28 protein-coding genes and 1 other RNA gene are annotated in these 25,817 nt (G+C 51.2%); 7 read left to right on the plus strand and 22 right to left on the minus strand.

The annotated features are described in order from the left end of the window. Nucleotides 1–7: 7 nt before the first annotated feature. The 10 genes from BLQ17_RS15355 to BLQ17_RS23240 form a co-directional block, all read right to left on the minus strand. The gene (locus tag BLQ17_RS15355; RefSeq protein ID WP_092224406.1) at nucleotides 8–658 is read right to left on the minus strand and encodes a hypothetical protein; all 651 of its coding nucleotides are present in this window, start codon (nucleotides 656–658) and stop codon (nucleotides 8–10) included. Between the two features lie 91 nt (nucleotides 659–749). Next, nucleotides 750–2,333: a multiheme c-type cytochrome gene (locus BLQ17_RS15360; RefSeq protein ID WP_092224408.1), complete on the minus strand. Its 1,584-nt coding sequence runs from the start codon at nucleotides 2,331–2,333 to the stop codon at nucleotides 750–752. A gap of 171 nt (nucleotides 2,334–2,504) precedes the next feature. Continuing rightward, complete coding sequence (gene nrfD, locus BLQ17_RS15365) at nucleotides 2,505–3,698, minus strand: NrfD/PsrC family molybdoenzyme membrane anchor subunit (protein WP_092224410.1); 1,194 nt, start codon at nucleotides 3,696–3,698, stop codon at nucleotides 2,505–2,507. Further along, nucleotides 3,698–4,492: a 4Fe-4S dicluster domain-containing protein gene (locus BLQ17_RS15370; RefSeq protein ID WP_092224412.1), complete on the minus strand. Its 795-nt coding sequence runs from the start codon at nucleotides 4,490–4,492 to the stop codon at nucleotides 3,698–3,700. Before BLQ17_RS15370 ends, nrfD begins: the two co-directional genes overlap by 1 nt. 2 nt (nucleotides 4,493–4,494) lie before the next feature. Next, nucleotides 4,495–5,040, minus strand: coding sequence for a hypothetical protein (locus BLQ17_RS15375; RefSeq protein ID WP_092224414.1), 546 nt, complete (start codon nucleotides 5,038–5,040; stop codon nucleotides 4,495–4,497). Between the two features lie 253 nt (nucleotides 5,041–5,293). After that, on the minus strand, nucleotides 5,294–6,133 hold the full coding sequence (locus BLQ17_RS15380) for a 4Fe-4S binding protein (RefSeq protein WP_245695174.1): 840 nt from the start codon (nucleotides 6,131–6,133) through the stop codon (nucleotides 5,294–5,296). Next, on the minus strand, nucleotides 6,130–6,732 hold the full coding sequence (locus tag BLQ17_RS15385; RefSeq protein ID WP_245695175.1) for a 4Fe-4S dicluster domain-containing protein: 603 nt from the start codon (nucleotides 6,730–6,732) through the stop codon (nucleotides 6,130–6,132). Before BLQ17_RS15385 ends, BLQ17_RS15380 begins: the two co-directional genes overlap by 4 nt. A 45-nt stretch (nucleotides 6,733–6,777) precedes the next feature. After that, nucleotides 6,778–7,071: a chaperone NapD gene (locus BLQ17_RS15390; protein ID WP_092224416.1), complete on the minus strand. Its 294-nt coding sequence runs from the start codon at nucleotides 7,069–7,071 to the stop codon at nucleotides 6,778–6,780. Between the two features lie 70 nt (nucleotides 7,072–7,141). Beyond that, nucleotides 7,142–9,529: a molybdopterin oxidoreductase family protein gene (locus BLQ17_RS15395; protein ID WP_092224418.1), complete on the minus strand. Its 2,388-nt coding sequence runs from the start codon at nucleotides 9,527–9,529 to the stop codon at nucleotides 7,142–7,144. Between the two features lie 73 nt (nucleotides 9,530–9,602). Further along, the gene (locus BLQ17_RS23240) at nucleotides 9,603–9,986 is read right to left on the minus strand and encodes a cytochrome c3 family protein (protein ID WP_245695177.1); all 384 of its coding nucleotides are present in this window, start codon (nucleotides 9,984–9,986) and stop codon (nucleotides 9,603–9,605) included. Between the two features lie 180 nt (nucleotides 9,987–10,166). Here BLQ17_RS23240 and BLQ17_RS15405 point away from each other — a divergent pair, with 180 nt between their 5' ends. The 3 genes from BLQ17_RS15405 (at nucleotide 10,167) to BLQ17_RS15415 (ending at nucleotide 13,449) form a co-directional block, all read left to right on the plus strand. After that, nucleotides 10,167–10,424, plus strand: coding sequence for a hypothetical protein (locus BLQ17_RS15405; protein WP_143005525.1), 258 nt, complete (start codon nucleotides 10,167–10,169; stop codon nucleotides 10,422–10,424). 82 nt (nucleotides 10,425–10,506) lie between these two features. Continuing rightward, nucleotides 10,507–12,099 carry an ATP-binding protein gene (locus tag BLQ17_RS15410; RefSeq protein WP_092224422.1) on the plus strand — a complete coding sequence of 531 codons (1,593 nt, stop codon included), beginning with the start codon at nucleotides 10,507–10,509 and terminating at the stop codon, nucleotides 12,097–12,099. A gap of 15 nt (nucleotides 12,100–12,114) precedes the next feature. After that, entirely contained in the window at nucleotides 12,115–13,449 is a 1,335-nt protein-coding gene (locus BLQ17_RS15415) for a sigma-54-dependent transcriptional regulator (protein WP_092224424.1), read from the plus strand. On the opposite strand, the gene rlmB is transcribed toward BLQ17_RS15415, so the two are convergent. The 6 genes from rlmB to pal form a co-directional block, all read right to left on the minus strand. Beyond that, nucleotides 13,434–14,249, minus strand: coding sequence for a 23S rRNA (guanosine(2251)-2'-O)-methyltransferase RlmB (gene rlmB, locus BLQ17_RS15420; protein WP_092224426.1), 816 nt, complete (start codon nucleotides 14,247–14,249; stop codon nucleotides 13,434–13,436). The genes BLQ17_RS15415 and rlmB overlap by 16 nt on opposite strands. Next, the gene (gene gmk, locus BLQ17_RS15425; protein WP_092224428.1) at nucleotides 14,246–14,857 is read right to left on the minus strand and encodes a guanylate kinase; all 612 of its coding nucleotides are present in this window, start codon (nucleotides 14,855–14,857) and stop codon (nucleotides 14,246–14,248) included. The genes rlmB and gmk overlap by 4 nt, the downstream gene beginning before the upstream one ends. A gap of 2 nt (nucleotides 14,858–14,859) precedes the next feature. Beyond that, nucleotides 14,860–15,156, minus strand: a complete 297-nt coding sequence (locus BLQ17_RS15430; protein ID WP_092224430.1) for a DUF370 domain-containing protein — start codon at nucleotides 15,154–15,156, stop codon at nucleotides 14,860–14,862. Between the two features lie 55 nt (nucleotides 15,157–15,211). Then, the gene (locus BLQ17_RS15435) at nucleotides 15,212–16,093 is read right to left on the minus strand and encodes a YicC/YloC family endoribonuclease (protein WP_092224432.1); all 882 of its coding nucleotides are present in this window, start codon (nucleotides 16,091–16,093) and stop codon (nucleotides 15,212–15,214) included. A gap of 142 nt (nucleotides 16,094–16,235) precedes the next feature. Continuing rightward, the gene (locus BLQ17_RS15440) at nucleotides 16,236–16,766 is read right to left on the minus strand and encodes an OmpH/Skp family outer membrane protein (RefSeq protein ID WP_092224434.1); all 531 of its coding nucleotides are present in this window, start codon (nucleotides 16,764–16,766) and stop codon (nucleotides 16,236–16,238) included. Between the two features lie 40 nt (nucleotides 16,767–16,806). Next, nucleotides 16,807–17,322: a peptidoglycan-associated lipoprotein Pal gene (gene pal / locus BLQ17_RS15445; RefSeq protein ID WP_092224436.1), complete on the minus strand. Its 516-nt coding sequence runs from the start codon at nucleotides 17,320–17,322 to the stop codon at nucleotides 16,807–16,809. A gap of 373 nt (nucleotides 17,323–17,695) precedes the next feature. On the opposite strand from pal, the gene BLQ17_RS15450 reads away from it, so the two are divergent. The 4 genes from BLQ17_RS15450 (at nucleotide 17,696) to BLQ17_RS15465 (ending at nucleotide 20,311) form a co-directional block, all read left to right on the plus strand. Then, a complete protein-coding gene (locus BLQ17_RS15450) occupies nucleotides 17,696–18,118 on the plus strand; it encodes a hypothetical protein (protein WP_092224438.1) in 423 nt (140 codons plus the stop codon). Continuing rightward, complete coding sequence (locus BLQ17_RS15455) at nucleotides 18,119–19,435, plus strand: radical SAM family protein (RefSeq protein WP_092224440.1); 1,317 nt, start codon at nucleotides 18,119–18,121, stop codon at nucleotides 19,433–19,435. A 108-nt stretch (nucleotides 19,436–19,543) separates the two neighbouring features. Then, nucleotides 19,544–19,957: a Fur family transcriptional regulator gene (locus tag BLQ17_RS15460; protein ID WP_092224442.1), complete on the plus strand. Its 414-nt coding sequence runs from the start codon at nucleotides 19,544–19,546 to the stop codon at nucleotides 19,955–19,957. Between the two features lie 24 nt (nucleotides 19,958–19,981). Further along, entirely contained in the window at nucleotides 19,982–20,311 is a 330-nt protein-coding gene (locus BLQ17_RS15465) for a DMT family transporter (RefSeq protein ID WP_092224444.1), read from the plus strand. 204 nt (nucleotides 20,312–20,515) lie between these two features. Here the strand turns inward: BLQ17_RS15465 and tyrS are convergent, their stop codons facing one another. The 6 genes from tyrS to BLQ17_RS15500 form a co-directional block, all read right to left on the minus strand. Beyond that, on the minus strand, nucleotides 20,516–21,727 hold the full coding sequence (tyrS, locus tag BLQ17_RS15470) for a tyrosine--tRNA ligase (protein ID WP_092224446.1): 1,212 nt from the start codon (nucleotides 21,725–21,727) through the stop codon (nucleotides 20,516–20,518). A 54-nt stretch (nucleotides 21,728–21,781) separates the two neighbouring features. After that, nucleotides 21,782–23,347 (minus strand): ribonuclease Y, encoded by a 1,566-nt coding sequence (gene rny, locus BLQ17_RS15475; protein ID WP_092224448.1) that lies wholly within the window; start codon nucleotides 23,345–23,347, stop codon nucleotides 21,782–21,784. A gap of 631 nt (nucleotides 23,348–23,978) precedes the next feature. After that, nucleotides 23,979–24,156, minus strand: a non-coding RNA gene (ssrS, locus tag BLQ17_RS15480) — 6S RNA. A 215-nt stretch (nucleotides 24,157–24,371) separates the two neighbouring features. Continuing rightward, nucleotides 24,372–24,689 carry a cell division protein ZapA gene (locus BLQ17_RS15490; RefSeq protein ID WP_245695179.1) on the minus strand — a complete coding sequence of 106 codons (318 nt, stop codon included), beginning with the start codon at nucleotides 24,687–24,689 and terminating at the stop codon, nucleotides 24,372–24,374. Nucleotides 24,690–24,757: 68 nt separating this feature from the next. Next, the gene (locus BLQ17_RS15495) at nucleotides 24,758–25,138 is read right to left on the minus strand and encodes a hypothetical protein (RefSeq protein ID WP_092224454.1); all 381 of its coding nucleotides are present in this window, start codon (nucleotides 25,136–25,138) and stop codon (nucleotides 24,758–24,760) included. Between the two features lie 159 nt (nucleotides 25,139–25,297). Further along, the gene (locus tag BLQ17_RS15500) at nucleotides 25,298–25,783 is read right to left on the minus strand and encodes an NUDIX hydrolase (protein ID WP_092224455.1); all 486 of its coding nucleotides are present in this window, start codon (nucleotides 25,781–25,783) and stop codon (nucleotides 25,298–25,300) included. Nucleotides 25,784–25,817: the final 34 nt, after the last annotated feature.

Below are 25,817 nucleotides of genomic sequence, written 5' to 3' on the forward strand. Positions count from 1 at the left end.
TTGTCCCCTATTTATTTAACGCCAGAAAAAGCCTGGACATCGGGTTGGAGGAAATTATCACATAAATCCCGGCTTTCTCCCCTGGAAAAACGGCGTCTTTTTCCGCACCTGTTTTATCACCACCGGAATCCGTCGGTTGTTCATCAGGAGTGATTGGCATTGAACTTTGCAGCTTTACCGTGGCAATCATCTCCGTTTCACCGCTCTGTTTGGAAAAATCATACTCGTCCTCACTGATTTTCCCGTTTTGGTTGTAGGCCCAGTAAATGATGGTATCGTGAGCCATGGTTGTCGGCTCGGAAAACCTCATCATCAGCTCCCCGACCATCTCTTTCATCTGGGCCCTTGTGGCCGCAGGGTTATCCTTATAGAGAGCGAGAATGATATCGTCTTTGTCACTGACCACCACCACAATATCGCCATCACCAAACTTATAGGTACCCTGCAAGGCGTCCTCGACTCTATTTTTTTGGGCAAAAGCTTTCTGGTCAGCGGTAAGCACCTCCCCCAGAACATAGTCGCCAAACCCCAGACCGAGCGCAGCAACCTGGCGGGCGGTCGTCTGCAGCGCTTCCCTGCCGCTGGCGCCCATGAGAGCCAGCGGCTGCAGAAAAAGAAAGGTCACTACTGCCAGCAGAAAAATTTTTCTGTTCATCATGTTGTCATGTTATTGAAAAACACCCCGGTCAAGCAAAACCGGGGTGAATTGAATGAATGTAACCGGCACTATACCAATAGCTTGGTAGCGGCTACTGCTTGTAACGCTCCTTCTGTTCCGCCTTGATAGCCTTCATCATGTCGGCATCAAACCCTTTCTTGTACCAGGCATGTTCAGGCTTTTCGAGAATTGCGCCGAGCTCTTTTTCATACTTTTCGGCCATGCCGTTCTCTTCGGCCAGACGCATGAGTTCAGGAATGAACTTGAAGTAGAAGTTATGAGCCACGTCATACATCCCGTGCCAGTGGGTATAGTCCGGGCCGAGCATCGCCGCACCGTGACGGGCACGCCGTCCCTCATGATGCCACAACTCCCACCAGTACCACCCGAGCTCGGTGTGGAAAGTGGAGCCGTGGATAAGGCCGTCCTTGAGCGCCATGGCGTACAAATTCCCCGCAGGCTTGGCAAACTTCTCATTGTAGGTCACGACCAGCGCGTCAAACTGTTTATAGAACGACTCGACTTTCTGGGTGCCGTGGCACTGTTTGCATACCCCTTTCATATTGCCCCTGCGCTGTTCCCAACTCACCACCTCGACGGCTTCCTTTTCAACTGGGACAGTTTTCCACTTGTTGTCCACCATCTTGAACTCCTGGTATTTCACCATGGAGCCGGCCTGGGGAGCAATTTCTCCGGGGATGTCCTTTTCAGTGCCGTCGGCAAAAATTGCGCGATTGAGCTTGGCGGAAACCTTGGGCCGCAGGGTCCAGGAAATTCTGTCGCCTACGTTGTGGGTGTTCTGTACCACCGCCCCGTCCGATTTCATGTAGGCTCCCATATGGCAGGTGGAACATGTCGGGGCATTATAATAATCCTTGCCCAGTACCCATGTTCCGGCCTTCATGATATTCATCCCGTTCATACCGTGCTCACGGGAGGCAGCGCTGTAGGCAATACCGTGTTTTGACTCGGTATAGATCTCAATCTGCGGATGGTCCGGACCGAGATGGCATTTTCCGCAGTTATCAGGCTGGCGTGCAGTGGAAGCCCGGAAACTGTGCTTGGAATGGCAAGCATTACAGGTCCCCGCATACCCGTCGGGGTTGAGCCTGCCGACCCCTGAATTGGGATAGGTCATCGGATCAAACATTACCGCTCCGGCCTCATTTTTAAGCGGCTTACCGTCGGCGTCGGTCATCACCCCGAGATTGGAACCGTGACACTGCCAGCATCCGTTTGCCGCATCGGCCTTATCTTCAAGCGAGCAGACAACTTCACCGAGCACATTGTCAAGAGAAGCCATGATCCGCCCGGCGGCTGCATGGTGGGAATTCTGCTGTTCCTTCATCTCCCGTTCATGGCAGTAGCCGCAATCTTTTGGCGTCTGGATGGACTTGATCAGAACTCCTTCGTGCATATATGACGTAATATCATCCTGCTCGGCTGCATGACAGTTATAGCAGGCAACCGCTCCATCTCTTCCGGCCGCATGGGGAGAATTTTTCCACTGCTGAACAAGCGAATTATTCTCCTTGAGGTGACAGTTAATGCATTTGACATTAATGTCCTTGTTCCTCTGGTTGGTGACATCCATTGACGCTTTGGTTGTTGCAAAGACGGGTGCAGCAACGAAAAGAGCGAGGATTGTCAAGAGGACAACAGTCCAACGATGCATATTCATTTCCTCCTGTTAAGTTAAATTTTTGCCTTCAATGCCGGCTGCCCGACATCCAAAAACGTAATTCTTTTCAGCATCACCCTCCTTTTGTTGACGTTTGTAGACGTTTGCAGTACCTCTCAGATAGATAATATCTATAAAATTACCGCTTCCAGCAGTAATACCGTTTCAGGAATCTTTCGGTTCCTCACTCATCCAAAACGGAAAGATCTTCCCGAGTAAAAACAGAATCACAACAGGAGCGGCCATAACGACCACCGCCGCGAGAATCCCCTCACGTCCCAGCCACTCTGGAACAAACGATACCTGTCCCCGCGTTGAGTTCGACATCAGCTGGCCGCCGATAACAACGTTCCAGCGCATAAGCAGCACCTGTATCAAAATCATTAATGAAACTATCGGGGCAACAAACAGGACCACCCGGTCCTTGAACTTGATCAGGCAGACCGCTCCGAGCAGGAAGAACGGGATAAGAGAAAAAATCTTCACCTGGAGCAGCCAATAGGTCGTATAAAGAGGCCCCCAGAGCAGACTTTCAAGCACGTGCCAGTGGTGGGTTGACATGTAGAAGTGACTGAAAACCTCAAGCATCTCAAAAACAAAATCGAGGATGAAAAAGCCCCAGAGAAATTTCAGGGAAGTACGAATACAGGTAACATCGATGGGCTTTCCCGTCACCTTTCTGATCAGGATATAGGAGAAGATGATCCCTGAAATGCCGGAAACACATGCCGAGAGCAGAAAGATAACCGGCATAAGGGGGGTCGCCCAGAGAGGATTGGCTTTAATGCCGCCGAAGATAAATCCCACGTAACCGTGAAGAATACACGCCATGGGGATACCGAGTCCCGCCAGAAAATTGATGATCTTATGATCAAGCTTCATGGCTTCGTCCGAGAGGTTATCGTTGTAGAATGAAAGAAAAGCGTAGAGCTTGCGCGGGATACCTGTTGAATTCATCCACAGACCGACCATCGTGGGTCTGTAGATGAACAGTATCTCGTGAACCAGCAGGATAAGATAAGCCGAGTAGATATACCCGAACCCGGCCATCGCTGAGGTAGGATTGGGGGTGAGAAACATATTCAGCGCGCGCTCCGGATGCCCCAGATGAAGCAGCAGGGGCCAGGTCGCACAGCACAGGAAGGCCAGGGCAAAAACCAGTGAAAACCTGGAAATCGGCTGCAGCTCCCTGATGCCGAAAACATGGTACAGTGACGATACGATAAACGCCCCTGCAACTATACCGGTAATGTAGGGATAGAGCACAATCATCAGGCTCCAGTGAACATACACGTCGTTGGGGAAAACATAATTTGTCAGGGCGAGTATGGTATCCCCATGTTGCATAGCACCACTCATCAGACCACCTCCCTTCTTAACCCGACATAATGGAGGGCGGGTTTGTTCCCCATATCCGGCTTCAGCACGGAAATAACATGCGGTTCATGGAGAATCTTGTAGACCTCCGAGTTTTTATCGTTGAGATCGCCGAATTTTCTGGCGTGCACAGGACACACCTCGACACAGGCTGGAAGCAACCCTTTTCGCACCCGATGGTAACACCAGGTGCATTTTTCCGCGGTATGAGTCGCCGGGCTTATAAACCGTACGGAATAGGGACACGCCTGAATACAGTAGGAGCACCCCACGCACCTGGTTTTATCCACGAGGACGAAGCCGTCTTTAGTCTGGTAGGTGGCGCCCACCGGGCAGACCTGGACGCACGAGGGTTTTTCGCACATGTTGCACAGTTTGGGCACGAAAAAAGTGTCCCTGGTGGGATGAGGCAACCCTTCACGCGCCCTGATATAGCCATGGAGCCCGCCATCGGGACAATCGACAAAGACGTTATCATGGTCGTCTATGATGTACCGTTCCACCCAGGTACGATAGTGTCCGTCGGGCACATTGTATTCGGCCTTATCGGCAACACAGCAGGAGCCGCAGCCAATGCACGCGGTTATATCGACGACAAATGCAAATCTTTTCGCAGTAAAAACGGCTTTTTCTTCCCGCATCCCCGGGATCTGTTCGGCAATATCCACGGCGCCGGCCGGAAGCACCAGCAGCAGGGAGCCGGCAATGGAACCCCCAAGTACTTTTTTGATAAAAGCCCGCCGGTCCCGTTCAATCTCTTTTTTGATATCAATCATCTCTATATTGCCTCCTTTATCCCCATCATCCGCTTAGCCTGGTTGATCCAGAGAAGCGGGTCATGAACCATGTGGCACTGGTCACAGGTGTGATCCACCCGCACTCCCTTTTGTTCGAGATGTTCAGGCAGCCCAATCATTTTGATCGATTTCCTGGGTCTTGCCTGGATCACTTTGTTGTGACACCTAAGACAGAGCTGAGTGATCTCCTTGCCTTTTTTCACGGGCAAAACACCGACCTTCTTCCCGTCTTGGATATGATCGCCAAAGGGGCCGTGACATATTTCGCACGATACGCTGTTGTGAATCCCCTCTTTATGGATCTGTCGTATGGGTCTGTGACACTGAAAACAGGACTCATTGGTCTGCAGCCGTATCGGCACATTCAACTGATCGACAATATCATCCCCTCGATAATGTCCGTACGTACCCATACTTGCAGGCATAAACACCTGCCGTGCAAAATATCCGAGGCCCCCTGCGACAATCAAAGCCACGATCAACTTGATCAGGTGGGAGTTATATTTTGATCTCGACTGGTTATGCACCGAAAACCTCCTTTCTTTAAATCACCGGAAACCGGAAGCTTTGCAGCTTCGAGTGGTTTGCTGCTCGACGACAAATTTACACCACCTAACTGCAAGATAGATTCCATCTTGACAAATTCACAATAACGACGAGTTAGCATATCATTCCCCAACCAACAGCTACTGTATGGTAACAGTTGGCGCCACAGGTGTTACCATACGGTAACGCACGCCGTGTCAAACCTCCTCTTTTCAAGAGCATTGACTCTCCGCCCTACCTCCAGTGAAACTTCAAGGCTTCGTTGTCGCAGCACGCCACGCATTCTCCGCAGTTCCAGCAATAGGCTCCCCGGCTCTCCCCGACACTCGGCCTGAGCCCCATGGGACAGACAAAATCACATTGCCTGCATCCGCTGCAACTCTCGTCTGCCAGGTCGATTACCAGGTTTCTTTTTCTGCCGATAAATGCAAGCAGTCCTCCCAGAGGGCAAAAAGAGCGGCAGAAAAATCTTCTGGTCAACAATTCGAGCATGACGATAAGCAGCAGGATCCCCCCCTCCAGGGGCAGGCTGCCGAAAAATGCCAGCATCATCACCTCCCTGCCGACAAGTCCGGGAGGGGAGAGAAAAACAAAAAGAGGAACACCGAGAATCATGCTGAGCAGGATTTCCGTCATCAAGGTTACCCAGAGAATTCTTTTCGCCACAATCAAGCCGTTGAAAAGATACCGTTTCCCGCTGAAAACCTTCCTGATCCTGTCCTGAACCTCAAGGATGAAACTGACGGGACAGATCCATGAACAGAACACCCTGCCGAGGAACAGCGCGACCAGCACGGGAACCGCCATACCCACCAGTGACGGCCCATAAAACGATTTACTGATCAACAGACTCTCAAGGCCTTCCAGGGGGGAGACGAACCAAAGGCTGCCGATGCCCAGGGACTGATACCACCCCTGGACAAAAGTGAAATGGAGGTAGTAGGTTACAAAGGGATTTATCACTACCAGCAGAAAGGCGCCGCCAAGGGTCAGCAACCGCCAGCGATTCAACCCCCGGCCCTTTTTTGGTTTTTTTTCTTCATGTTTGTCACCCACCAGGGTATCCCGCTTCACCGGCCCACCTTTTTTTCTGCATAAAGAGGCACAATATTGATTGCCTTGCCCCTTTTTTTAACAGTTACCGGACAGGCGTGGGTACAGAGCCCGCAACCGGTGCACCACTTTTCGTCGACGACAGGGCGCAGTTGATCGAGCCGGATGGCCTTTTCCGGGTACGGACATTTGTCGTAGCAGGTGCGGCAGAGTATGGTCCCGGCCCAGGCACTGCAGTCAAATTTATTGACAACGGCAAGCCCCATTCTCGTCTGGTGCTGTTCTATACGTTTGAGGCTGCCTGTCGGGCAGACGTCGACACACTTCATGCAGAGATAGCAGGGGATCTTGTCCACCTCCACCACAGGGGTTCCGGCATACACTCCCGCCCTGATATCGAGCAGGACGATGGATCGGTAGGGACAGACTTCGACACATCGCCCGCAACGGATACACCTGGAGGGGAAAAGCTCCTCGGACACCGCCCCGGGAGGACGCAGACAGTTGGTGGTTACCGGACTGTTGAACATCGCCGCAACCGACCCGCAGGGCGAAAACACAATCCCGGACAACGCAGTCGCCCCGGCAGACATACAGAAGAGAAAAGATCTTCTATTCATGACCTTGCAGTCCAGCTTTGAACCATCTGAGCGAGCCATGCAATCTTAGAGCGGATTCTTGAAGCCAAACGGCCTGGCAACTGCTGTTTCAAGAGTCATCCGGTCCGCCTCATCCTCGGTATTGAGATACGTCACCCCCACGTTAAAGACATCCTTGTCCCGGTTGATGCGGTCGATGAGCATCTCCATCGCCTCGGAACTTGCGGTATCGAGCACGGCGACAATGTTTCCCTGGTCATCGTCACCGTATACCTCAAGCCCGGACAACCTTCCGAGTCTTTCAAGGAGCCCCTGTTTTTTTTCCGCTGCACCCGTTATGACAACCCCGCTAATCGGCATAGCCGCCCCCCTCACTGTTATCGGACATATCTCTGATGGCTGCCGGCAAAAACGCCGGCCGCCGCCAGGGTTAAACGATAAATGGCTTGAGCGGGGTCGGACCGGAGACCCGCTTTACCTGAACCGCACAAATCTTGAACTCCGGCTCTTTTGATCCCGGATCTATTGCGTCCTTGGTTACCTTGTTAATCATACGATCTTTGTGCTGGTCGTGCCAATAGACAAAGACCATCCCTTCGACAGGGCCCTGATACACCTTGGCCGGCAATATATTCACCCCCCGTCGGGACTTGATTTCGACCATATCTCCAGGCCCTATCCCGAGTTTTTTCGCGTCATCTGGGTTTATCTCCACATATGCGTAAGGGTTGGCCCGGAGAAGTTCCGGTATGCGTCCGGTCATCGACATGGTGTGCCAATGATCAATGATCCTTCCGGTCGAGAGATAGAAGGGATATTCGGCGTCTGGAACTTCTTCCGGATCCGCCTGGTCGCGCAGCCAGATCCACAGTGTCCGGTCCGGGTGGGCGGGCCCGTAAAACTGATAGGGTAAATCGTCTTTCGACTCGCTGTCGGCCATCGGGTCGATTCCCTTGACGAACTTCTTCACCGTCCCGCCTGTAAGAGCATGTTCCCTGGTGGGGGCCGGCCACTGCACCCCGTCGGCCATCTGGCCAAGAACCTCGTAGGTCGCTCCCCGGAGATCATTATCCCGATGGGCGGTCAGTTTCTGTGTATACTCATCCCAGATTGCCTTGGGCAATTCATACCCTTCCTCAAGACCTTCAAACGGTTTAACGCACTGGGCGATGACCGGATCGCCCAGTTTGGCTGCAAGTTTACTGGCCCATTCCCGTACAATCCAGACCTCGGGTTTGGCCTCTCCGGGCGGATCAATCGCTTTCCTGGTAAGCTGCGAGCGGCGCTCGGTACAACCATAGACGCCGGTCTTCTCAAAATGAAAGGCGGTGGGCAGGACCAGGTTGGCCTTTTGGGTCGTCAGGGTATGGAAAATGTCGGTACAGACGATAAACACGTCGTCCCTTTCCATGCCTTTGTTGTACAGATTACAATTCGGCAGGCTCTGGACGGGACTGGTGCAGTTGATCCAGATCGCCTTGATTTTGCCTTCATTGACCGCAGAAAACATCGCCATTGTATGCAGACCCGGCTTTGCCGGAATCCGGCCCTCAGGAACGCCCCAGCTGTTTTCCACCTGCCGCCGCAGTTTCTCTTTTACCACCAGCCGGTGTCCGGGGAGGATATGACACAACCCGCCGCCCTCCCTGACCCCGCCGCAGGCATTGGGTTGCCCGGTGAGCGAGAGACTGTCGGCACCATCTTTCAGCAGCTGTCCTGTCAGAATATGCAGGTTGTGCATCAAGTTGTTGGCCCATACCCCGCGCTTGCGCTGGTTCAACCCCATCGTCCAGAGGCTGACGGTCCCCTTCGAGCCGGCAAACCACCTGGCAGCGGTACGAATTTGATCGGGGCTGAAAGTATCGCCGCACATTTTCGCCGCTTTTTCAGGCGTATAATCGGCCAATTTCGCCTTGAAATCGTCAAAGGTGGTCTTTTCGTTTTTCCCTTTCCTGAAGGTCGCATAGGTCTTGACAAACTCTTCGTCATAGAGTTTTTCCTCAACAATGACATGTGCCATGGCGTTGAGCAGGGCCAGGTCGGTACCGGGCTTGAACTGCAGATGCATATCGGCGATCCTGGAGGTCTGCGACACTCTCGGATCCACATTGATAACCTTGACCGTTTCCCTATTGTCGAGCTTTCTTCGCATGATCCTGCGGAACAGTACCGGGTGCGCCTCCGCCGTATTGGAGCCGACGATGAAAAAACAGTGCGCTTTTTCCAGATCTGAATATCCGCCGATGGGTTCGTCGGCGCCAAAAGAGCTCAAATATCCGCCGACCGCGCTGGCCATACAGAGGCGGGGGTTGCCCTCGACATTATTTGACTGCAGCCCTCCCCGCATTATTTTCTGAAACAGGTAGGTCTCCTCGGTCAGCGCCTGGCCGGAGCCGTAGTAGGCCACGGCCTCTCCCCCGCCCTGCCGAAAAGCTGTACCAAACCTGTTCGCTGCAATGTCAAGCGCCTGTTCCCAGGATATTTCCTTAAAAGCATCACTCTTTTTTTCCCGGTACAGAGGCATTGTCAACCGGTCGGGATGGCGCATGCATTTCCAGAAATGCATGCCTTTCATACAGACAAAACCGAAATTGGTCCGAGAATCGCTTATCCCCCGCAGCCCCATGGGAACGCCGTCCTTGACTCCCAGCTCGACACGGCACCCGACCCCGCAGAGCCGGCAGCTGCCCCGATGCCAGCTCACCCCCTGTTCAGCCTTGGCAATGTTATGGTCGTTGATCGGCAGGCTTATGCCAACATAGGATGCGGCGGACAGCGCCGCAGCTCGTTTAATAAAGTCACGTCTTGATTGCGCCATTGTAATCCTCTTCCTTTGATTCGCTGACTCGGATAAAGAGTCCGGATTATACGGAACCCTTGTTTCGTTCATTCTATTTTCTTTCCTTGAACATATGGGGGACATGACACTCCCAGCAAGACTTGTCGGTCGGGCATTTGTCGAGCATGTCCGCATGACAGGTTGCACAATCCTCTCGGGACGGGGTCACTTTAAACGTCTCAAAAGTTCCGTGGCACTGGTAGCATTTCACCATGGCGATACCGTGAACAGAAGCATACCACTGCTTTTCAATCTCCGGCGTAGCTTCGCGATGGCAGTCGGCACAGGGTGTCAGCATCTCCTGTTGAGACAATTCCGGATGATTCGACAGGGAACCATCGGCTGCACCCAAGGCTGCGCCAGCGGTGATAATCAACACCGAGCCGGCAACAACCGCAAATACTGTTTTTACACTTCTTTTCAATATGTTCCTCACCACTCCCCTCCTTTTATTTTGAGGTTACTCGTCGATCCTGTTGATAAAGCAGACGCTGCTGTCTTCGTTTGCCGGATCCATGGCCGAATGACCCGACCAGGGACTGTGAAAATTTCAAATTCGTATGATGTAATGAAACTCAATTTTCCCTTGCAATCCCTGTTCCGGTTAGGAGCAGGAATGAAGATGCTGATATTCGCAGATTTTGTGGCAAGAGCGGGACAAACACGTTACCGTATGGTAACGTTATCGGTATGCGACCGCTACCAGCCGGTAACAGATGCCCAGGGACCTGTTATCTTTTCCGGCTGGTCGAAGCCGGGACATATCTCGGCAAGATCGCTGCAACAGACTGATCCTTCGCTGTTTTTCCAATCGAAAAAACAGCAGTCAGAGAATCGGAAAAACATGGCTCACGTGGAGCAGATATTGCGATAAGATGAGAATCTTAGCCTTGAACACAGCCCCCTTGACCGAAACACTTTCGACACTTTTACTGTTATTCCCGAAGAAGAGAACAATGGTTACGACACCTCCGCTGACACTCTCTTTACGCACGAAGTTTATCATCTTCATCTGCGCGATAATTTCCGCATTTTACCTTTTTATGCTCTATCGCACTTCCGTCTTTGACGAAGCGATGATACTCAAGCAGGCTGAGCAGCAGGCGCGAATGCTTTACAAGCAAATTCTTTTAACCCGCCAGTGGGCTTCCGACCATAACGGGTTGTTTATCCTGGAAAGACAAGGCCAGGGGCCTAATCCGTACCTAGACCAACCGACTGTGAAGGACTCTTTGGGCAACAGCTATTATCTCAGAAATCCGGCAATGATCACCCGGGAGCTTTCGACCTATGCCAAACGTGACGGCCTCGGCCACTTCAAGGTCACCAGCCTTGATCCGGTGAATCCGCAAAACAGCCCTGATGAATTTGAAAAAAGATCCCTGAACAAATTTATAGGGGGGACAAAAGAGAACATTGAGGTGCTCAAGTCAGATATGGGCCGTGTATTACGATTTATGGCCCCTCTCCATGTCAGCAACTCCTGCCTCGGCTGCCACGCACGGCATGGCTACGGTGAAGGCGATATCCGGGGAGGGCTCTCCATTACCATCCCGATCACCTGGGCCGACGATCTCATTCTGCGCAACATCCACTCCCTCGTTTTCCTGGGAGTCCTGAGTATCGTCTTTGTGACCATTGCACTCTTTTTGATGTTCGAGTCACTCATCGTCCACAGAATCAGGAACCTGAACACAGCCATGGACCATTTTCCACAGGCCGCGCCGGAACAGTATCTGCTGCCTTCCGTTTTCAAGGACGAGATTGACAGCGTAAGCGACAACTTCGTCACCTTCTGCGACCGGCTGAACAAATCACAGGATGAGCTGTTGAAAACCAAGAGTCAGGCCCACCTGAATGAGAAAATGGCCTCTCTAGGCATACTTTCAGCGGGTATAGCCCACGAAGTGAACAATCCCCTTGGCGGAATGCTCAACTGCGTTAAATCGATCCGGGAAAACCCCGACGACACCAAACAGCTGGAACGTTACCTTCCTCTACTGGAAAAAGGACTTCGGCAGATCGAGACCACCATGCGCCAGCTGCTCAACTTCGGCAGAACCGAGCCACTCAAGGTGAGAAAAGTTGATATCAACACTCTGCTTGAGGAATGTACCCAGCTGCTCTCTTTCAAATCCAAAAACATACAGCTGACCACCACCGTCTCCATCTCGGGGGAGCACCTGCTCGATGCCGAAGCGCTCAAGCAGATTATTATCAACATCGGCCTTAACGCAATCCAGGCCATGCGCCACGGCGGTACCCTTACAATCGGCTGTCGGGAGCTCAATAACCAGCTGGAGCTAACCTTCCAGGATACCGGAACCGGAATTGCTGAAGAAAACCTGACCCACATTTTCGATCCGTTCTTCACCACCAAGGAGGTGGGTGAGGGCACGGGACTCGGATTGTCCGTCTCCTATTCCCTGGTAAAAAGAATGGGCGGCGACATCATGGTTCACAGCATGCCCGGACAGGGAACCCTGTTCACCATCATGCTGCCGACCACAAAACAAGCGGTTACCGATTTCGTTGCCAAAGACGACTAGTCCAAAGGAGTTGTTATGAAAATTCTTCTTGCCGAAGATGATGAAATAATGAGAATATCCATTTATGACCGGCTGGGAAAACAGGGCTGGCGTGTCGATGAAGCGGAAAACGGTCTGGCAGCACTCGAGCTGTACCAGAAAAATCATTATCACCTGATCGTCTCGGACATCCGCATGCCCGGACTCGACGGTCTGAGTCTATTGAGGAATGTGCAAAAGAACAGCCCCGAGACCGACGTGATCATAATGACAGCTTACGGCAGTGTCGATGACGCCATTGAATGTTTGCGAATCGGTGCGGCCGACTACATTCTCAAACCGTTTGATATGGATGACCTTATAATCCGTATATCGAGACTTCTGGAAGCGCAGCAGGTAAAGAACAGGTGCGAGGCGCTTGAAGCCAACTGCCTTGCTTCCCATGACCGTAAACTGATCGGCAGTTCCAAGGCGATGCAGAAAGTTCATAGTCTTATCAGCCAGGCCGCGCCCACCAGCGCCACCATCCTCATCACCGGAGAATCGGGAACCGGTAAAGAACTTGCCGCAAGGGCAATCCACAACGCCAGCAACCGCAGTGACAAACCGTTTGTGTCAATAAACTGCGCTGCTATCCCCGAGGGATTGATGGAATCGGAACTGTTTGGCCATGAACGTGGGGCCTTTACCGGCGCCGAACATCGGCGCAAGGGTAAGTTTGAACTGGCGGATACCGGCACCCTGCTGCTCGACGAGCTCGGGGATCTGCCGGCACCGCTGCAGGCCAAACTGCTCAGAGTCCTTCAGGAAAACGAGTTTGAACGGGTAGGAGGAAGCAAGACCGTAAATGTTGATGTACGTATCATCGCCTGCACTTCAAAAGATTTACAACAAGAGGTGCAAAAAGGTAACTTCCGGCAGGACCTGCTCTACAGACTCCAGGTAATCCCCCTGGAAATGCCACCCCTGCGGACCCACAAGGAGGACATCGGCGAGCTGTGCGCATTCTTTCTTCATGAATTCAACGTACTGCACGGCAGATCGGCAACCCTTTCAGAAGAGGCGTTGACCCGGCTCAAGCAGTATGATTTTCCAGGCAATGCCCGTGAGCTTCGCAACATTATGGAAAGAGCTTCAGTGCTTACCCGGGGATCAACCATAGAAGATAACGACCTACCCCTGTCAACCATTGATGAAGCCCCTGACTCAAACGAGGATTACAACCTCGGCTCGCACGTAGCAAAAACGGAAGAAAGATGTATCAAAAAGGCCCTGCAGAAAAGCGGCGGAAACAGAACCGCCGCTGCAGCGCTTTTGGGCATCAGCCGAAAAAACCTCTGGGAAAAAATAAAAATCTATAATTTGAGCTGAACGTTTTGGCGCAGCATCTCAAAGAGAATGACTCCGGCAGCCACCGAACTGTTCAGGGAATCGAGAGATCCTTCCATCGGAATCGACAAGAGGACATCGCACTCCTTTTTGACAAGCGGCCTGATGCCTTTTCCTTCGCTACCGATAACTACGCAGCCAGGAACGGTAAGGTCGGTCTCAAAAAGCGAAACCGCGCTGTCGTCTTTGACCGCACCGAACACCCAGAGCCCTGCTTTCTTGATTTTTTTTAACGCTTCCGACAGGTTGGTGACCTGGCAGATATCGATATGGGACATTGAGCCGGCCGAAGATTTAGCCGCCGTTCCCCCCAGAGGAGCACTACGCTCCCTGGTCACCACCACCGCCACGGCACCAGACGCATATGCCGAGCGGATAATCGCTCCGACATTATGCGGATCCTGCAGTGAGTCCAGCGCAACAATACGGCACCTTTTTCCGTCGGCAACATATTGTGCAAGTTTGTCAAGCAGGGTCTCAAGTGAGATAAGCGAGGTCTGACTCAATCTCGCCACCACCCCCTGGTGGCGAGCCTGGGAACTCCCTTCCCCGGTCAACCGGACGGAATCAGTGAACGATATTTTCACCCCAGCATCACGTGCCCGCTCGATGATCTTCTCAATCTTTTCTCCGTGCCTGTCTTTTTGCAGGATAAGTTCGGAGAACCGTTCAGGCTCTTTTTCCAGACCCTCATATATGGGATGAATGCCCCACAGCAAGTCTTCACTGAGGCGGATTCTTTTTTCTCCGGCTTGCCCGGTGGTGCGTTTTTTCTTGCTCATTTGCAGTAGTTCGACGTAATCGGCTCTCCGGAAGCAGACCGGTGCCCGCGAGCCCGTTCGGCGGTAACGATCGAGGAAAGCACCCTTGCGGCCTGTTCCAGATCATCGTTGATCAACAGATACTCATACTCTTTTGCGGCCTGCAGCTCTTGCTTCGCATTCGCCATCCGGGTCTTAACCGCCTCCTCGCTTTCGGTACCGCGGCCCCGCAACCTCTTTTCCAGTTCACCAAGCCCCGGCGGGGCAATGAACACGAACGCCCCGTCGATCTGTCCACTTTTTCTTATGATCTGAGCCCCCTGCACATCAATATCGAGGATCACGTCAATCCCACGGCTCAGCTGCTGCTCAACGGCATCGCTGCTGGTGCCGTACAGGTTGTCATGTACCCTGGCGTACTCCAGAAATGCGCCCTGTCCGATCATCTTTTCAAACCGGCTCTTGGTGACAAAATGGTAATCGACCCCGTCGACTTCACCCGGACGCGGAGAACGGGTGGTATGGGAAATGGAGAATGACAGTTTCGGAACATCACGCATAACCAGTTTGAGCAGCGTGGTCTTGCCCGCACCAGATGGCGCCGACACAACAAACAAACGGCCCTTCATATTCACGACTCCTTACCTTTTTGCGCCATTTCGGCATAGTATTCCGCCAGCTGTGTACCGGGATGCAGCGCCATCATTCGCTGGCTTATGGTATCTGGCTGTACCGATGACAAGATGACGTGGTTGGAGTCCATCACCAGAATCGACCTGGTGCGCCTTCCCTCGGTAACGTCTACCAGCCGTCCTTCCTTTTTGGCAAGTTCCCTGAGCTTTCGCGCAGGTGAAGAACCGGTATTTATGACAGCGATAATTCTCTCCACCATCACGGTATTGCCAAACCCAATATTCAACAGTTGCATACAACTCTACTCCTGGATTTTGCCAGGTATATATCTTAAACCGGTGGCAGGATTTCTATTCTATATTTTGCACCTGTTCACGCATTTTTTCCAGTTCACTTTTCAGGTCAACCGCAAGATGAGCAATGGCGGCATCGCTGATTTTCGACGCAAGGGTGTTTACCTCGCGAAGAAACTCCTGGATAAGAAAATCGAGCTTGCGCCCCACCCCCCCGCTTTCTCCAAGAAACTGGGTAAACTGTTCGATATGGCATCTGAGACGGACAATTTCCTCGGTGACATCTGACTTGTCCGCCATCACCGCAACTTCCTGGGCCAGTCGCGCGGGATCGAGCTGGACACCACCCAGCAGCTTCTGCAGCCGCTCTTCAAGCACCGTCTTTCGTTGTTGCACTATCTCGGGAATCCGCCCCTCGATTACCGTCACCACCTCACTAAATCTTCGCAGCCGCTGCAGCAGATCGTCTCCAAGGGCGGCTCCTTCCTGCTGCCTCATCAGATCACACTTGCCAAGGGCTTCGTCAACCACATTCTCAACCAGGGGCCAGATCTCCTCGAGGTCTTCCTGCTGCTGGTCCCTCACTATCACCTCAGGCAGTGAAGCAAGGTCGCGCACGGTAAGGTCACCTGGCAGCTGAAACTCTTTTGCCAGTTCGGAAAGGGCGTTCTCGTATCCCCTGGCAAGCGTCATGTTTATTTTGACTTGCTGCAGTTCTGAAAAATCGCCGGCAACCGACAGATAAAGATCAACCCTGCCGCGAAGGTACCTGACCGCCACCTTCTTGCGGATTCGATCTTCCAGGGGACCATAACTTTTGGGAAGCTTCATCTTCAAATCGAGATAGCGGTTATTGACCGAACGGACTTCAGCGCTCCATACACGTCCCTGACTCTCCAATTCCCCGCGGCCGAAGCCGGTCATGCTTGTTAATGCCATTGTACAATCTTCTCTTGTTTTCCTGGTGGTTATCTCGGTCCGTCCTGTTTCCAGTTAAATAGGCGGAAAAAAAGAAAACGACGCAGGGGCAGCCCTGCATCGTTCTCCATCATAATACCGATTGGCTGGAAACAGCCAGTATTTATTTGTCCTTCAACACCTTATTGAGTTCTTTTGTCAAGTCACCGCTGACATCTACCGCCTTGCTGGCATAGATCACGCCGACCCTTCTATCAAGAATCACCGTGTACCCTTTTTCTTCCCCGTAGGTGTCAACTATTTTCTCAAGCGACTTGAGAATAGGCTGCAGTTCCTTGTCCTGCATCGATTTCATCTCATATCGGGCGTCTTCTTTCTTTTCCTGGAGTTCACGTCCTCTCTTCTGAAGGTCTCTAACTTTTTCAGCTTTTTTCTCTTCAGTCCAGGCCGTAGACTTCTTCATGATCTCATTCTGAAGATTTTTCAGACCATCTTCTTCAGTCTTGAATTTAACCTCGAATTCCTTCATTTTCTTTTCAAACCGCACCTTCGCAGCTTTGCCGGCGTTACTGTCGAAAAGGATTTTCTGTAAATCCATGACACCTATTTTAACATCAGCTGCAAAACCCTGTGTTGCGCTGAACAAAAGCGCCGACAAGGCAACCACGGTCAGTACGGTTTTACCGTATTTCATAAGTATCTCCAGAAAATGTTCAAGTTATTGTCAGGCTTCCTTACGGTACGGCAACAAAGTCGGCACGGCGGTTTTGTGCCCAGGAAAGCTCATCGTGACCAAAAAGCAGCATTTTTTCTTCACCGTAACTCACGGTGGACAGTTTTGCTTCATCAACGCCGAGATTCATGAGATATTTTTTTGCACTCAGGGCTCTTCTCTCGCCGAGCGCCATATTATACTCATTGGTTCCGCGGGGATCTGTGTTTCCTTCAATCCTGACAGACAACTCATTATTATTCTTGCAGAATTCAGCGTTTACCTCGATTCTGGCTACCTGGTCGGAACGGATATCCGAGGAATCAAAATTGAAATAAACCGGCAGCATCCCTTCCGTTGTCCGCCCTTCTCCTATTTCCAGCGGTTTTGAATCAAGGGATTCCGTCTCCCCCATCGCTTCGCCCTGGTCGACGGCCTTCATCCCCTCATCAGTATCGGTCTTGGACCCACAACCCGATAGGCTCACAACAGAAGCAAACAACAATACCGGCAACAACATCCTTACACTTTTTAACATGAATGAACCTCCCGAAGTTCAATAGTTTTTTGGTGGAAATTTTCTTTGTATAATTCAAAGAATTAAGATTTACAACAGTACATACTGTTGTCGTTGATCCGCATGACAATCGCTCCTAGCAATATATTGCAACGCTATTAAAATTCAACTTTTTTTTTACATGAAGGCAATATACGCATTTCTTGCCAACTGGTCAGAAATCCTCAGAAACAGAATGAAAAAACCGTAGCCCGGGGGTTGCAATGGCCGATTTTTCCGCGGATGCCCTTAAAATTACGCTAGTGATATTTATCTTTTCAGTTTATAAAGCGATTAACAAAATTACAGGGTTTTCCCCGCCTGATGGCGACGATAACAAGATGGAGAGACAATAATGGCCAAAGTGAATATAAGTCCCAACAGAGCGACTGACCGGACCATCCGGACCATAGATCGCAAACGTGAACGGGAAAGAAAGAAAATGTTTTTACGGGCAAAGGACCATGCGCCCGAATTCGCCGCCAAACTCGTGCAGCGGCTCATTGACCGGGAAATCATCGAAACCACCTCCGTGTCCGACATCCGTGAAGTTTTCGAAAAGCAGCTGTCGCAACTGGCCTATCTCGAGGATTTCGACCTGCAGATGAAGATCGCCCCGGTACGGACTCTGGCACAGGACCCCAACGTGGTCAGCCTCTACTTTACCATGTACATTGTAGAAGACCTTATCGAGCACCCGTCAATCCAGGATGTTTTCGGAGACGACCTGGATATATACCGAGCTGTCGATTCCGTGTTTCGTATACTGCGTGGATAGATGAATCATCCGGATACACTGCCTTCGCTCGTATATGCGGACAAAGATGGAAACATAACCGACTTTCCCGAGCTGGGGATGTGCGGCATGGCCAACAGGGACCACTACCGGCCCGAACTCTCCGAACTCATCCCGCTGCCCCATGGCAGTGAGCTTTTTACTCTTCCCGGCCGTCTACCCATCGGCTGGGAAAAGCAAGCATCTCAGCCGGTTTTGCTCGACCGGGACCCCTTCAGTCCCGACCATGTGCTGCAGGCGGTGGCAGCGTTTATCGCACCGGCCCATACCTCTGTCTATTCCAGCAGTTACCAGACTCTTCCCGATGCTCCTACCCTGCCGCTGTTTGCCTACACCGCGGTAGGCTGGCACAAGGGGCAGTTTTGGGTTGCCGCCTTTCGCAGCGACAGAGATAAACGGCAGGATGCCGACCAGTACGACCAGGCCGATGTCATTGACAGGACCCGCAGAATGCTCAAGCAGTGCAGCGACAACCGTCTGGTACAGCATCTTGGGAAATGTTGTCTGACGTATGGCTGCCCGGCGGCGAGAAATTATTTTTTACGAAGGTGGGAGGCCCCCCTGCCTACATCGCCTTCGTGTAACGCAAGGTGCCTAGGGTGCATCTCATTGCAGGAATCAGGCTGCTGTCCTGCGACCCAGGACAGAATCAAATTTGTCCCGACCCCGAAAGAGATCTGTGAAATGGCTGTTCCCCACCTGGACAATGCGGAGAACCCGATCGTAAGCTTTGGCCAGGGCTGCGAGGGAGAACCTCTCCTCCAGGCGGATGTCATTGAAGAAGCGATAAAAAAGATACGATCCAAGACCGCAAAAGGAACCGTCAACCTTAATTCCAATGCCAGTCTTCCAGGTAAAATTGCAAAACTGGCCAAATCAGGTCTTGATTCCTTGCGAGTCAGTCTCAATTCAGCGCAGGCTGAATATTACAGCCGATATTACCGCCCCAAAAACTACTATTTTTCGGATGTGCTCCAATCGATCGACCGCATGAAAGATGCAGGTGGGTTCGTATCACTGAATTATTTCATTCTACCCGGGTTCAGCGACAGTGAACCGGAATTCGATGCGCTTTGCACCCTTATCCGCAATCACAGCCCCGACCTCATCCAGCTGCGCAACCTCAATATGGACCCCGAATGGTATCTGGATACTCTCAATTTACCTGAAAAAACGCATGCTTTCGGTATTCGCCAGTGGCACCATCTGCTGCAGATTGAATTTCCCCGGCTGCGATTCGGCTACTTCAACCCGCAGGTAAATCCACAGCATATCTCCGACCGGACCTACCAATCCTGATATTGTTATAAACCCTGGAGTGCTTGTTTTTTCGTTGGTTTTTTAGTCAACTTAGGATATGCTTTCACATAAGAACATTTATCAGTAACTTAAGCGGAGCTTAAACTCATGGAACAATTACCAAATATGAGGCTGACCACCCAGAGACAGATTATTCTCGAGGAGTTGGGTAAAGTGACTTCACACCCAACCGCCAACGAGGTTTATGATATGGTGCGTAAAAGACTGCCCCGTATCGGCCTCGGTACGGTTTACAGAAATCTTGAACTGATGGCGGACAGCGGAATCATCTTAAAACTTGAGGTCGGAGGCACCCAGAAACGTTTTGACGCAACGGTTGTTCCCCACTACCATATTCGCTGCAGCGCATGCGGCAGGGTCGACGATGTCGAAATTGAAGTGCAGGACCAGATAAATGAGGAAGCAGAAAAGGTAAGCAAATACAAAGTACTTGGCCATCATGTCGAATTCTCGGGCATCTGCCAGCAATGCCAGCCGAAAGAATCCGACCCTTACAACTGAAATACTTTCACCGTTACACAGATCATGGGCTACTGGTATCTCACGGTGGCAATAATCACTGAGGTTATTGCCACCAATGCGTTAAAAGCATCCGAAGGATTTTCGAAATTCTTCCCCAGCGTAATTGTGGTGGTAGGATACGGGGTATCCTTCTTCTGTCTCTCCCTGGTACTGAGAACCATCCCGGTGTCCATTGCCTACGCCGTCTGGTCCGGCGTGGGAATAGTGCTTGTTGGCATAGTGGCCGCACTTGTCTTTCAGCAGGTTCCCGACCTGCCGGCTATCATCGGTATGTTGCTGATCATAACCGGAGTGGTGGTAATCAACGTCTTTTCCCGGACCGTCCCCCACTGAACTAAAGTCCGAAACCGCTGGACATCTCGCGCATGAAGATGGTCTGCAACGCTACAGCAACATTGAGGAATCAAACAAGGGCAGCCCCATAAAAAGCATGCGGCTTGCACTGCAGAAAACTGTGTTACGATTATAATAAAAACCCGGGTATGACAACGCGTTGTCATACCCGGGTTTTTATTTAATTTTCAAGCAATCCCACTGTCACTTGAACACGATCTGACAAAAACGGCGCTTTCCGACCTTTACCAGGATATCTCCCTGGGGCTTAATCAGCGTATCGACGTCCGTAACCTTTTCATTGTCTACAGATACCGCGCTCTGTTTTATCATCCGCCTGCCTTCCGAAGTCGATTTTACCAGCCCGGCATCAGCCAGCAGGTTAGGAAGCAGTACCGGCTCTGTTGCATCACAGCTGTATTGCGGGAGATCGTCCGGCACGCCGCCTTTTCGGAAAACTTTCTCAAAGTTTTCTTCTGCGGCAACGGCGGCCTCCTCGGAATGAAAACGGGCCGTCAGTTCTCTTGCCAGCCGTTTCTTCACCTCTTTCGGGTGGAGAATGCCGTCTTTTACTTTTTGCTGAAGCTCTTCTATCTCCCTGGTGCTCAGATCGGTGAGCAGGGAAAAGTATCTGAACATCAGTTCATCAGACACCGAGAGCAGCTTGCCGTAAATATTATCGGCCGACTCGGTAATGCCGATATAGTTGCCCAGCGACTTGCTCATCTTGTTGACTCCGTCAAGCCCCTCGAGCAACGGCATCGTTATGACAATCTGTGGTTCCTGGCCACGTGACCGCTGCAAATCCCGGCCCATCAACACGTTAAAAAGCTGATCGGTTCCGCCCAGCTCAACATCGGCCTGCATCGCAACCGAATCATAGCCCTGGATGAGCGGATACATGAATTCATGGATGGAAATCGGTTTGCCGGTTTCAAACCTGGTCTTAAAATCTTCTCTTTCCAGCATCCGGGCAACCGTCAGCTCAGAAGCCAGTTTGATCATGTCTATTGAGGTGAGCTTGCTCAACCAGGTGGAGTTAAACGCCACCGTGGTCTTTTCCGGGTCGAGAATTTTAAAAACCTGCGCCTTATACGTTTCCGCGTTTTCTGCGACCTGCTCGACGGTGAGCGCTTTCCTCGTCTCCGATTTTCCTGTCGGATCGCCAATCATACCGGTGAAATCGCCGATGAGAAAATGTACATTGTGGCCGAGATCCTGAAAATTTTTCAGCTTTTGCAGCAATACGGTGTGCCCAAGATGCAGGTCGGGAGCCGTCGGATCAAACCCGGCCTTTACCGTGAGGGGAACCCCTGTTTTTATCGATTTTTCAAGCTTATTTTTAAGCTCTTCCCGGGAAATGACTTCGACCGCTCCCCGCTCAATCAGCTCTAACTGTTCTTCTACTGATACCATCTTCTCAACCCACCTGTTTTTTGAAATACTCCAATAGATATTATGCGAAGGGAATCACTTGGCATACTCGACAACCCTGGTTTCCCGTATGACGGTTACCCGGATCTGACCGGGATAGGTAAGTTTTGATTCAATCGCCTTGGCAATATCCTGACTGAGCAGGGTCGCATCTTCATCCTTGACCTTGTTGGAATCAACTATAATTCGCAGATCCCGCCCGGCCTGAATGGCATATGACTTCTCCACTCCGTTAAATTCATTGGCAATTGCCTCAAGATCCTCGAGCCTCTTCACGTAACTTTGCAACATCTCCTTGCGCGCCCCGGGTCTTGCGCCGGACAGGGCATCTGCCGATTGAACCAGAATATCAATCACACTCATCGGCGGTTGTTCTTCATGGTGGGCGCCGATGGCGTAAACCACCTCGTCGGGTTCACCATATTTCTTCGCCAGATCCCGCCCGATGATGGCGTGGGACCCTTCGACTTCGTGGTCGACCGCTTTGCCGATATCGTGCAGCAGACCTGCGCGCTTGGCGACTTTAACGTCAACTCCGAGCTCTGATGCCATTATACCGCACAGAAAAGACACCTCCAGCGAGTGCTGCAATACGTTCTGACCGTAGCTGGTACGGTATTTCAGCCGGCCCAAAATATTTATCAGCTCAACATGAACCCCGTGGGCACCCACATCGAAAGTCGCCTGTTCCCCAGCCTCACGCATGGTGATTTCCAGCTCCTTGGTCACCTTATCGACAACCTCTTCAATACGGCCCGGATGGATCCGACCGTCATTAATCAACTGCAGCAGCGCCAGCCTGGCCACCTCACGCCGTACCGGGTTGAAACCGGATAAAATTACCGCCTCCGGTGTGTCGTCGATGATAATGTCAATCCCGGTTGCGGCCTCGATCGCCCTGATATTACGACCTTCGCGACCGATGATTCTTCCTTTCATCTCCTCGCTCGGCAGGGGAACCATTGAGACGGTGCGGTCAGCCACGTAGTCTCCTGCGTACCTGGAAATTGCAAGCGCCAGGATATTCTTTCCCTTTCTGTCCGCTTCAACCTTCATTTCATTTTCGATGCGGGCAAGTCTTTTGGCCGCATCCATCCTGGCTTCGCTCTCCAGGGAATCCATCAACAACTTTTTAGCTTCGTCCTCGGTTATACCAGCCACCTTCGACAGCTCGTAACGTTTTTGCGCCAGGAGTTGGTCAATTTCCTTATGCTTTTCCTGCCATTCGACCTCTTGTGCCTGCAGTCTCCGCTCGCTGTTGTAGATTTCGGTCTGCTTCCGGTCAAAATTGTCCCACTCGCGCTTGAGACTGTCTCTTTTCCTTTTCAGTTGTTTCTGCTCGTCGCGAAGCTCGTCCCGCTCAAGGCTCAACTCCTCTTCAAGGGCCTGCTTGACCTGATAAGCAGCCTCTTTGCTTTGCAGCAGCGCCTCTTTTTTCAGCTGCTCTGCTTCGACAATGGCATTTTCGATTATCTGCCTGCTCTGTATTTTTATATTTTTTTCATTGCCTTCAACGATCACTTTTCTCAGCACGAACCCGAGCAGAGAACCGCCGACCAAACCCAGAGCGGCAATGACAAACGGATGGGATGATAAATCCATGGTGCGAATCCTGTTGGTAATGATAGACACAGGAAGGAGGTGGGAGGAACTAACAGGCTGCGGCACAAAGTGAGATCTGGAACAAGGGGCAGGCCATCATACAGCCACACAAATCCGGGCACAGTACCAGTATGAATCCGTGTCTGCGTAACTGCTGGATCCCAGCGTCTACCGCTCAACGGATACCGTGCTTTATATACAACATATACAACAACAGTTGGGAATTTGCTGTTGCCTGCCTCTTATCTGTTTTTCAGGCGATATTGTGCTGGTATCCATCTATAAAATAACTGCAACAAGAGTATTGCTCAGGGCAGCTTATCGGCAATGTTATTTACAAATCAATCTATATACCAGAAATACCGTCTAAATTATAAACCACCGTCTTTCCAGGAACGATTCTGCAGGCGGGGTGTTCCAGGCACCTTGATGATCATACCGGTACCTGTTTTATCTCAAAAAGCGGCTGTGCTTTTGCTCTGTTTTTCGTATCTCGTTCCGCCGGCACCTACCTTGCCGGGGTCAATCTTCATTTATATTTAACCGATTTAATCGGTATTTCCGTCAATACCTGATAAGCCAAATCGGGTAGCAAAATTTGTTATCCCTACTGGTTGGAGTTCTATAAAATATAATCCCCACACTGCCGTGTCACCAGGAAAGTTAAACCTATTTTCATAGGTGGGCAGCTTCTTGAAAATTGCAGGAAATTCGTCGATGCGATTCTCCATTCATGGTCAGTGGAAGTACCCTTTTTTTTTAACAGTTGGCTCAACACACACTGAAGATCACCAACAGTGCAGGGAATATTTTATGCTCCGGCAATATTGCAAGCCGGACGAAATTCTCATTCCGTCTGCTTCAGATAACGCTTTCTCCTATTGCTCCTTGGACCACCGGAGATTACTCACCTCACAGTCCGGCAGCAGGAGCATTGTCAATTTCATCAAGTTCCCTGAGTCTCTAATAGATAAGAGTATAGCAGACTTTATCGGTAAACTAAATATAATTATCCAGGGAAGTTCTATTCATTGATCAGCCGTGCGCGAATTTCATCGTTCAGGCGCGCCAGCCTCTTTTCCGAATCCCTCCTGAAGGCGTCAAATTCATCTTCCAGCCGGACATATCTCGACGCAATATTCAAACACGCAAGGACCGCAACTTTGCTTACCGGCAAGGTTCCGGCACTGCGGTTGGGTTTTGTTTCAACCAACTGCTTCACCAGGGAGAGGATACGGCGCATCTCTTCTTCGGTGGCGGCAGTATAAAATTTAAACTCTTGCCCCAACAATTCAATTTCAATCAGTCTCTCACTGTCCGCCATGCCGAACCATACCTTCAAGCCTGGGTATCCCGAAACAGGTCGGGAAACGGAATCAGAACGTCAACCTTCTGTCGTTCCGGCTCATTTTATTCGGACATGGAAAAAAGGTTGTGCTGCACCCGCCCTTCTTCACCTTCCTCATTATGAATCTCTTCCGTGGTGTCAATCTCGTCAACTATTTCGTCGACCGCACCAGCCTGGTCGTGGAGCTGACTCTGGTCGAAATCATCGTCATCATTTGACAGTTCCCAGTCCTCAATCTGCTCGACCAGCTTGTTGACCCGGGAGCTGATCTCTTCTCTTTCGGTATCCTTTGACTCGATTGTACTCTCGAGTTCTCTTATATATTCGTTTGCATCAGCTAATTCCGTAACCAACTTTTCCTTTACCGCCTTCAGTTCGGTGAAATTGTTCAGCAGCTTCTGCACGAATTCTTCAAGCCTTGCCAATTCGTTATCTTTTGTCATTTCAGGTTGCTCCTTCATTGATAAGCAATAGCATCGGCAGATTAACCGCTTGGCGGCGCTTCGACGAGCGGCGCGACCGGTGGGGGAAAATCTGCCAGTAGAGGTCTTCATATATTTGCCAAGAAAATATACCATGCCCCCTGCTCACCGCAACTACTATCAGATTCTTGAGTAACTCCAGCTAAGCGGCCTGGCATTATCATAGGGCATGTAACCGTGAAAAACTCTGGGATCGCCGTCAAAAACCAGCGGCAGAAAAAATCGGTCTCCCTCCCACATAGGCAGATTCATAATCTCTTCGAGATCAACCCAGACAAGATCGCCTTCTTCATTGCTAGTTTTCGGATCACCGCTGAATTTCTTCACGAGATAGATAAACCCGAACCAGTCCTCTCCGTTGGGCCCGAAGCCGGTCCAGTTTATGGTTCCCCGCAACAGTGTCTGCTCACACCTGATACCGGCCTCTTCGTAAATTTCACGGCAAAGGCAGGAGTAGATATCCTCATCCGGCACCATTTTGCCGCCAAGACCATTATATTTGCCGAGATGCTGGTCGTTCTTTCTCTTGTTCCGGTGGACCAGCAGGGCCTTGGTGCCGTCGGGAGAAAGAATATAGCCAAGGGTTGCTACTATCGGGGTGTACATATCGTGAAACTCCTTTTAAGGGAAAGATGAATAT

Origin of the sequence: Desulforhopalus singaporensis, from assembly GCF_900104445.1 — a bacterium.
Taxonomy (GTDB): domain Bacteria; phylum Desulfobacterota; class Desulfobulbia; order Desulfobulbales; family Desulfocapsaceae; genus Desulforhopalus_A; species Desulforhopalus_A singaporensis.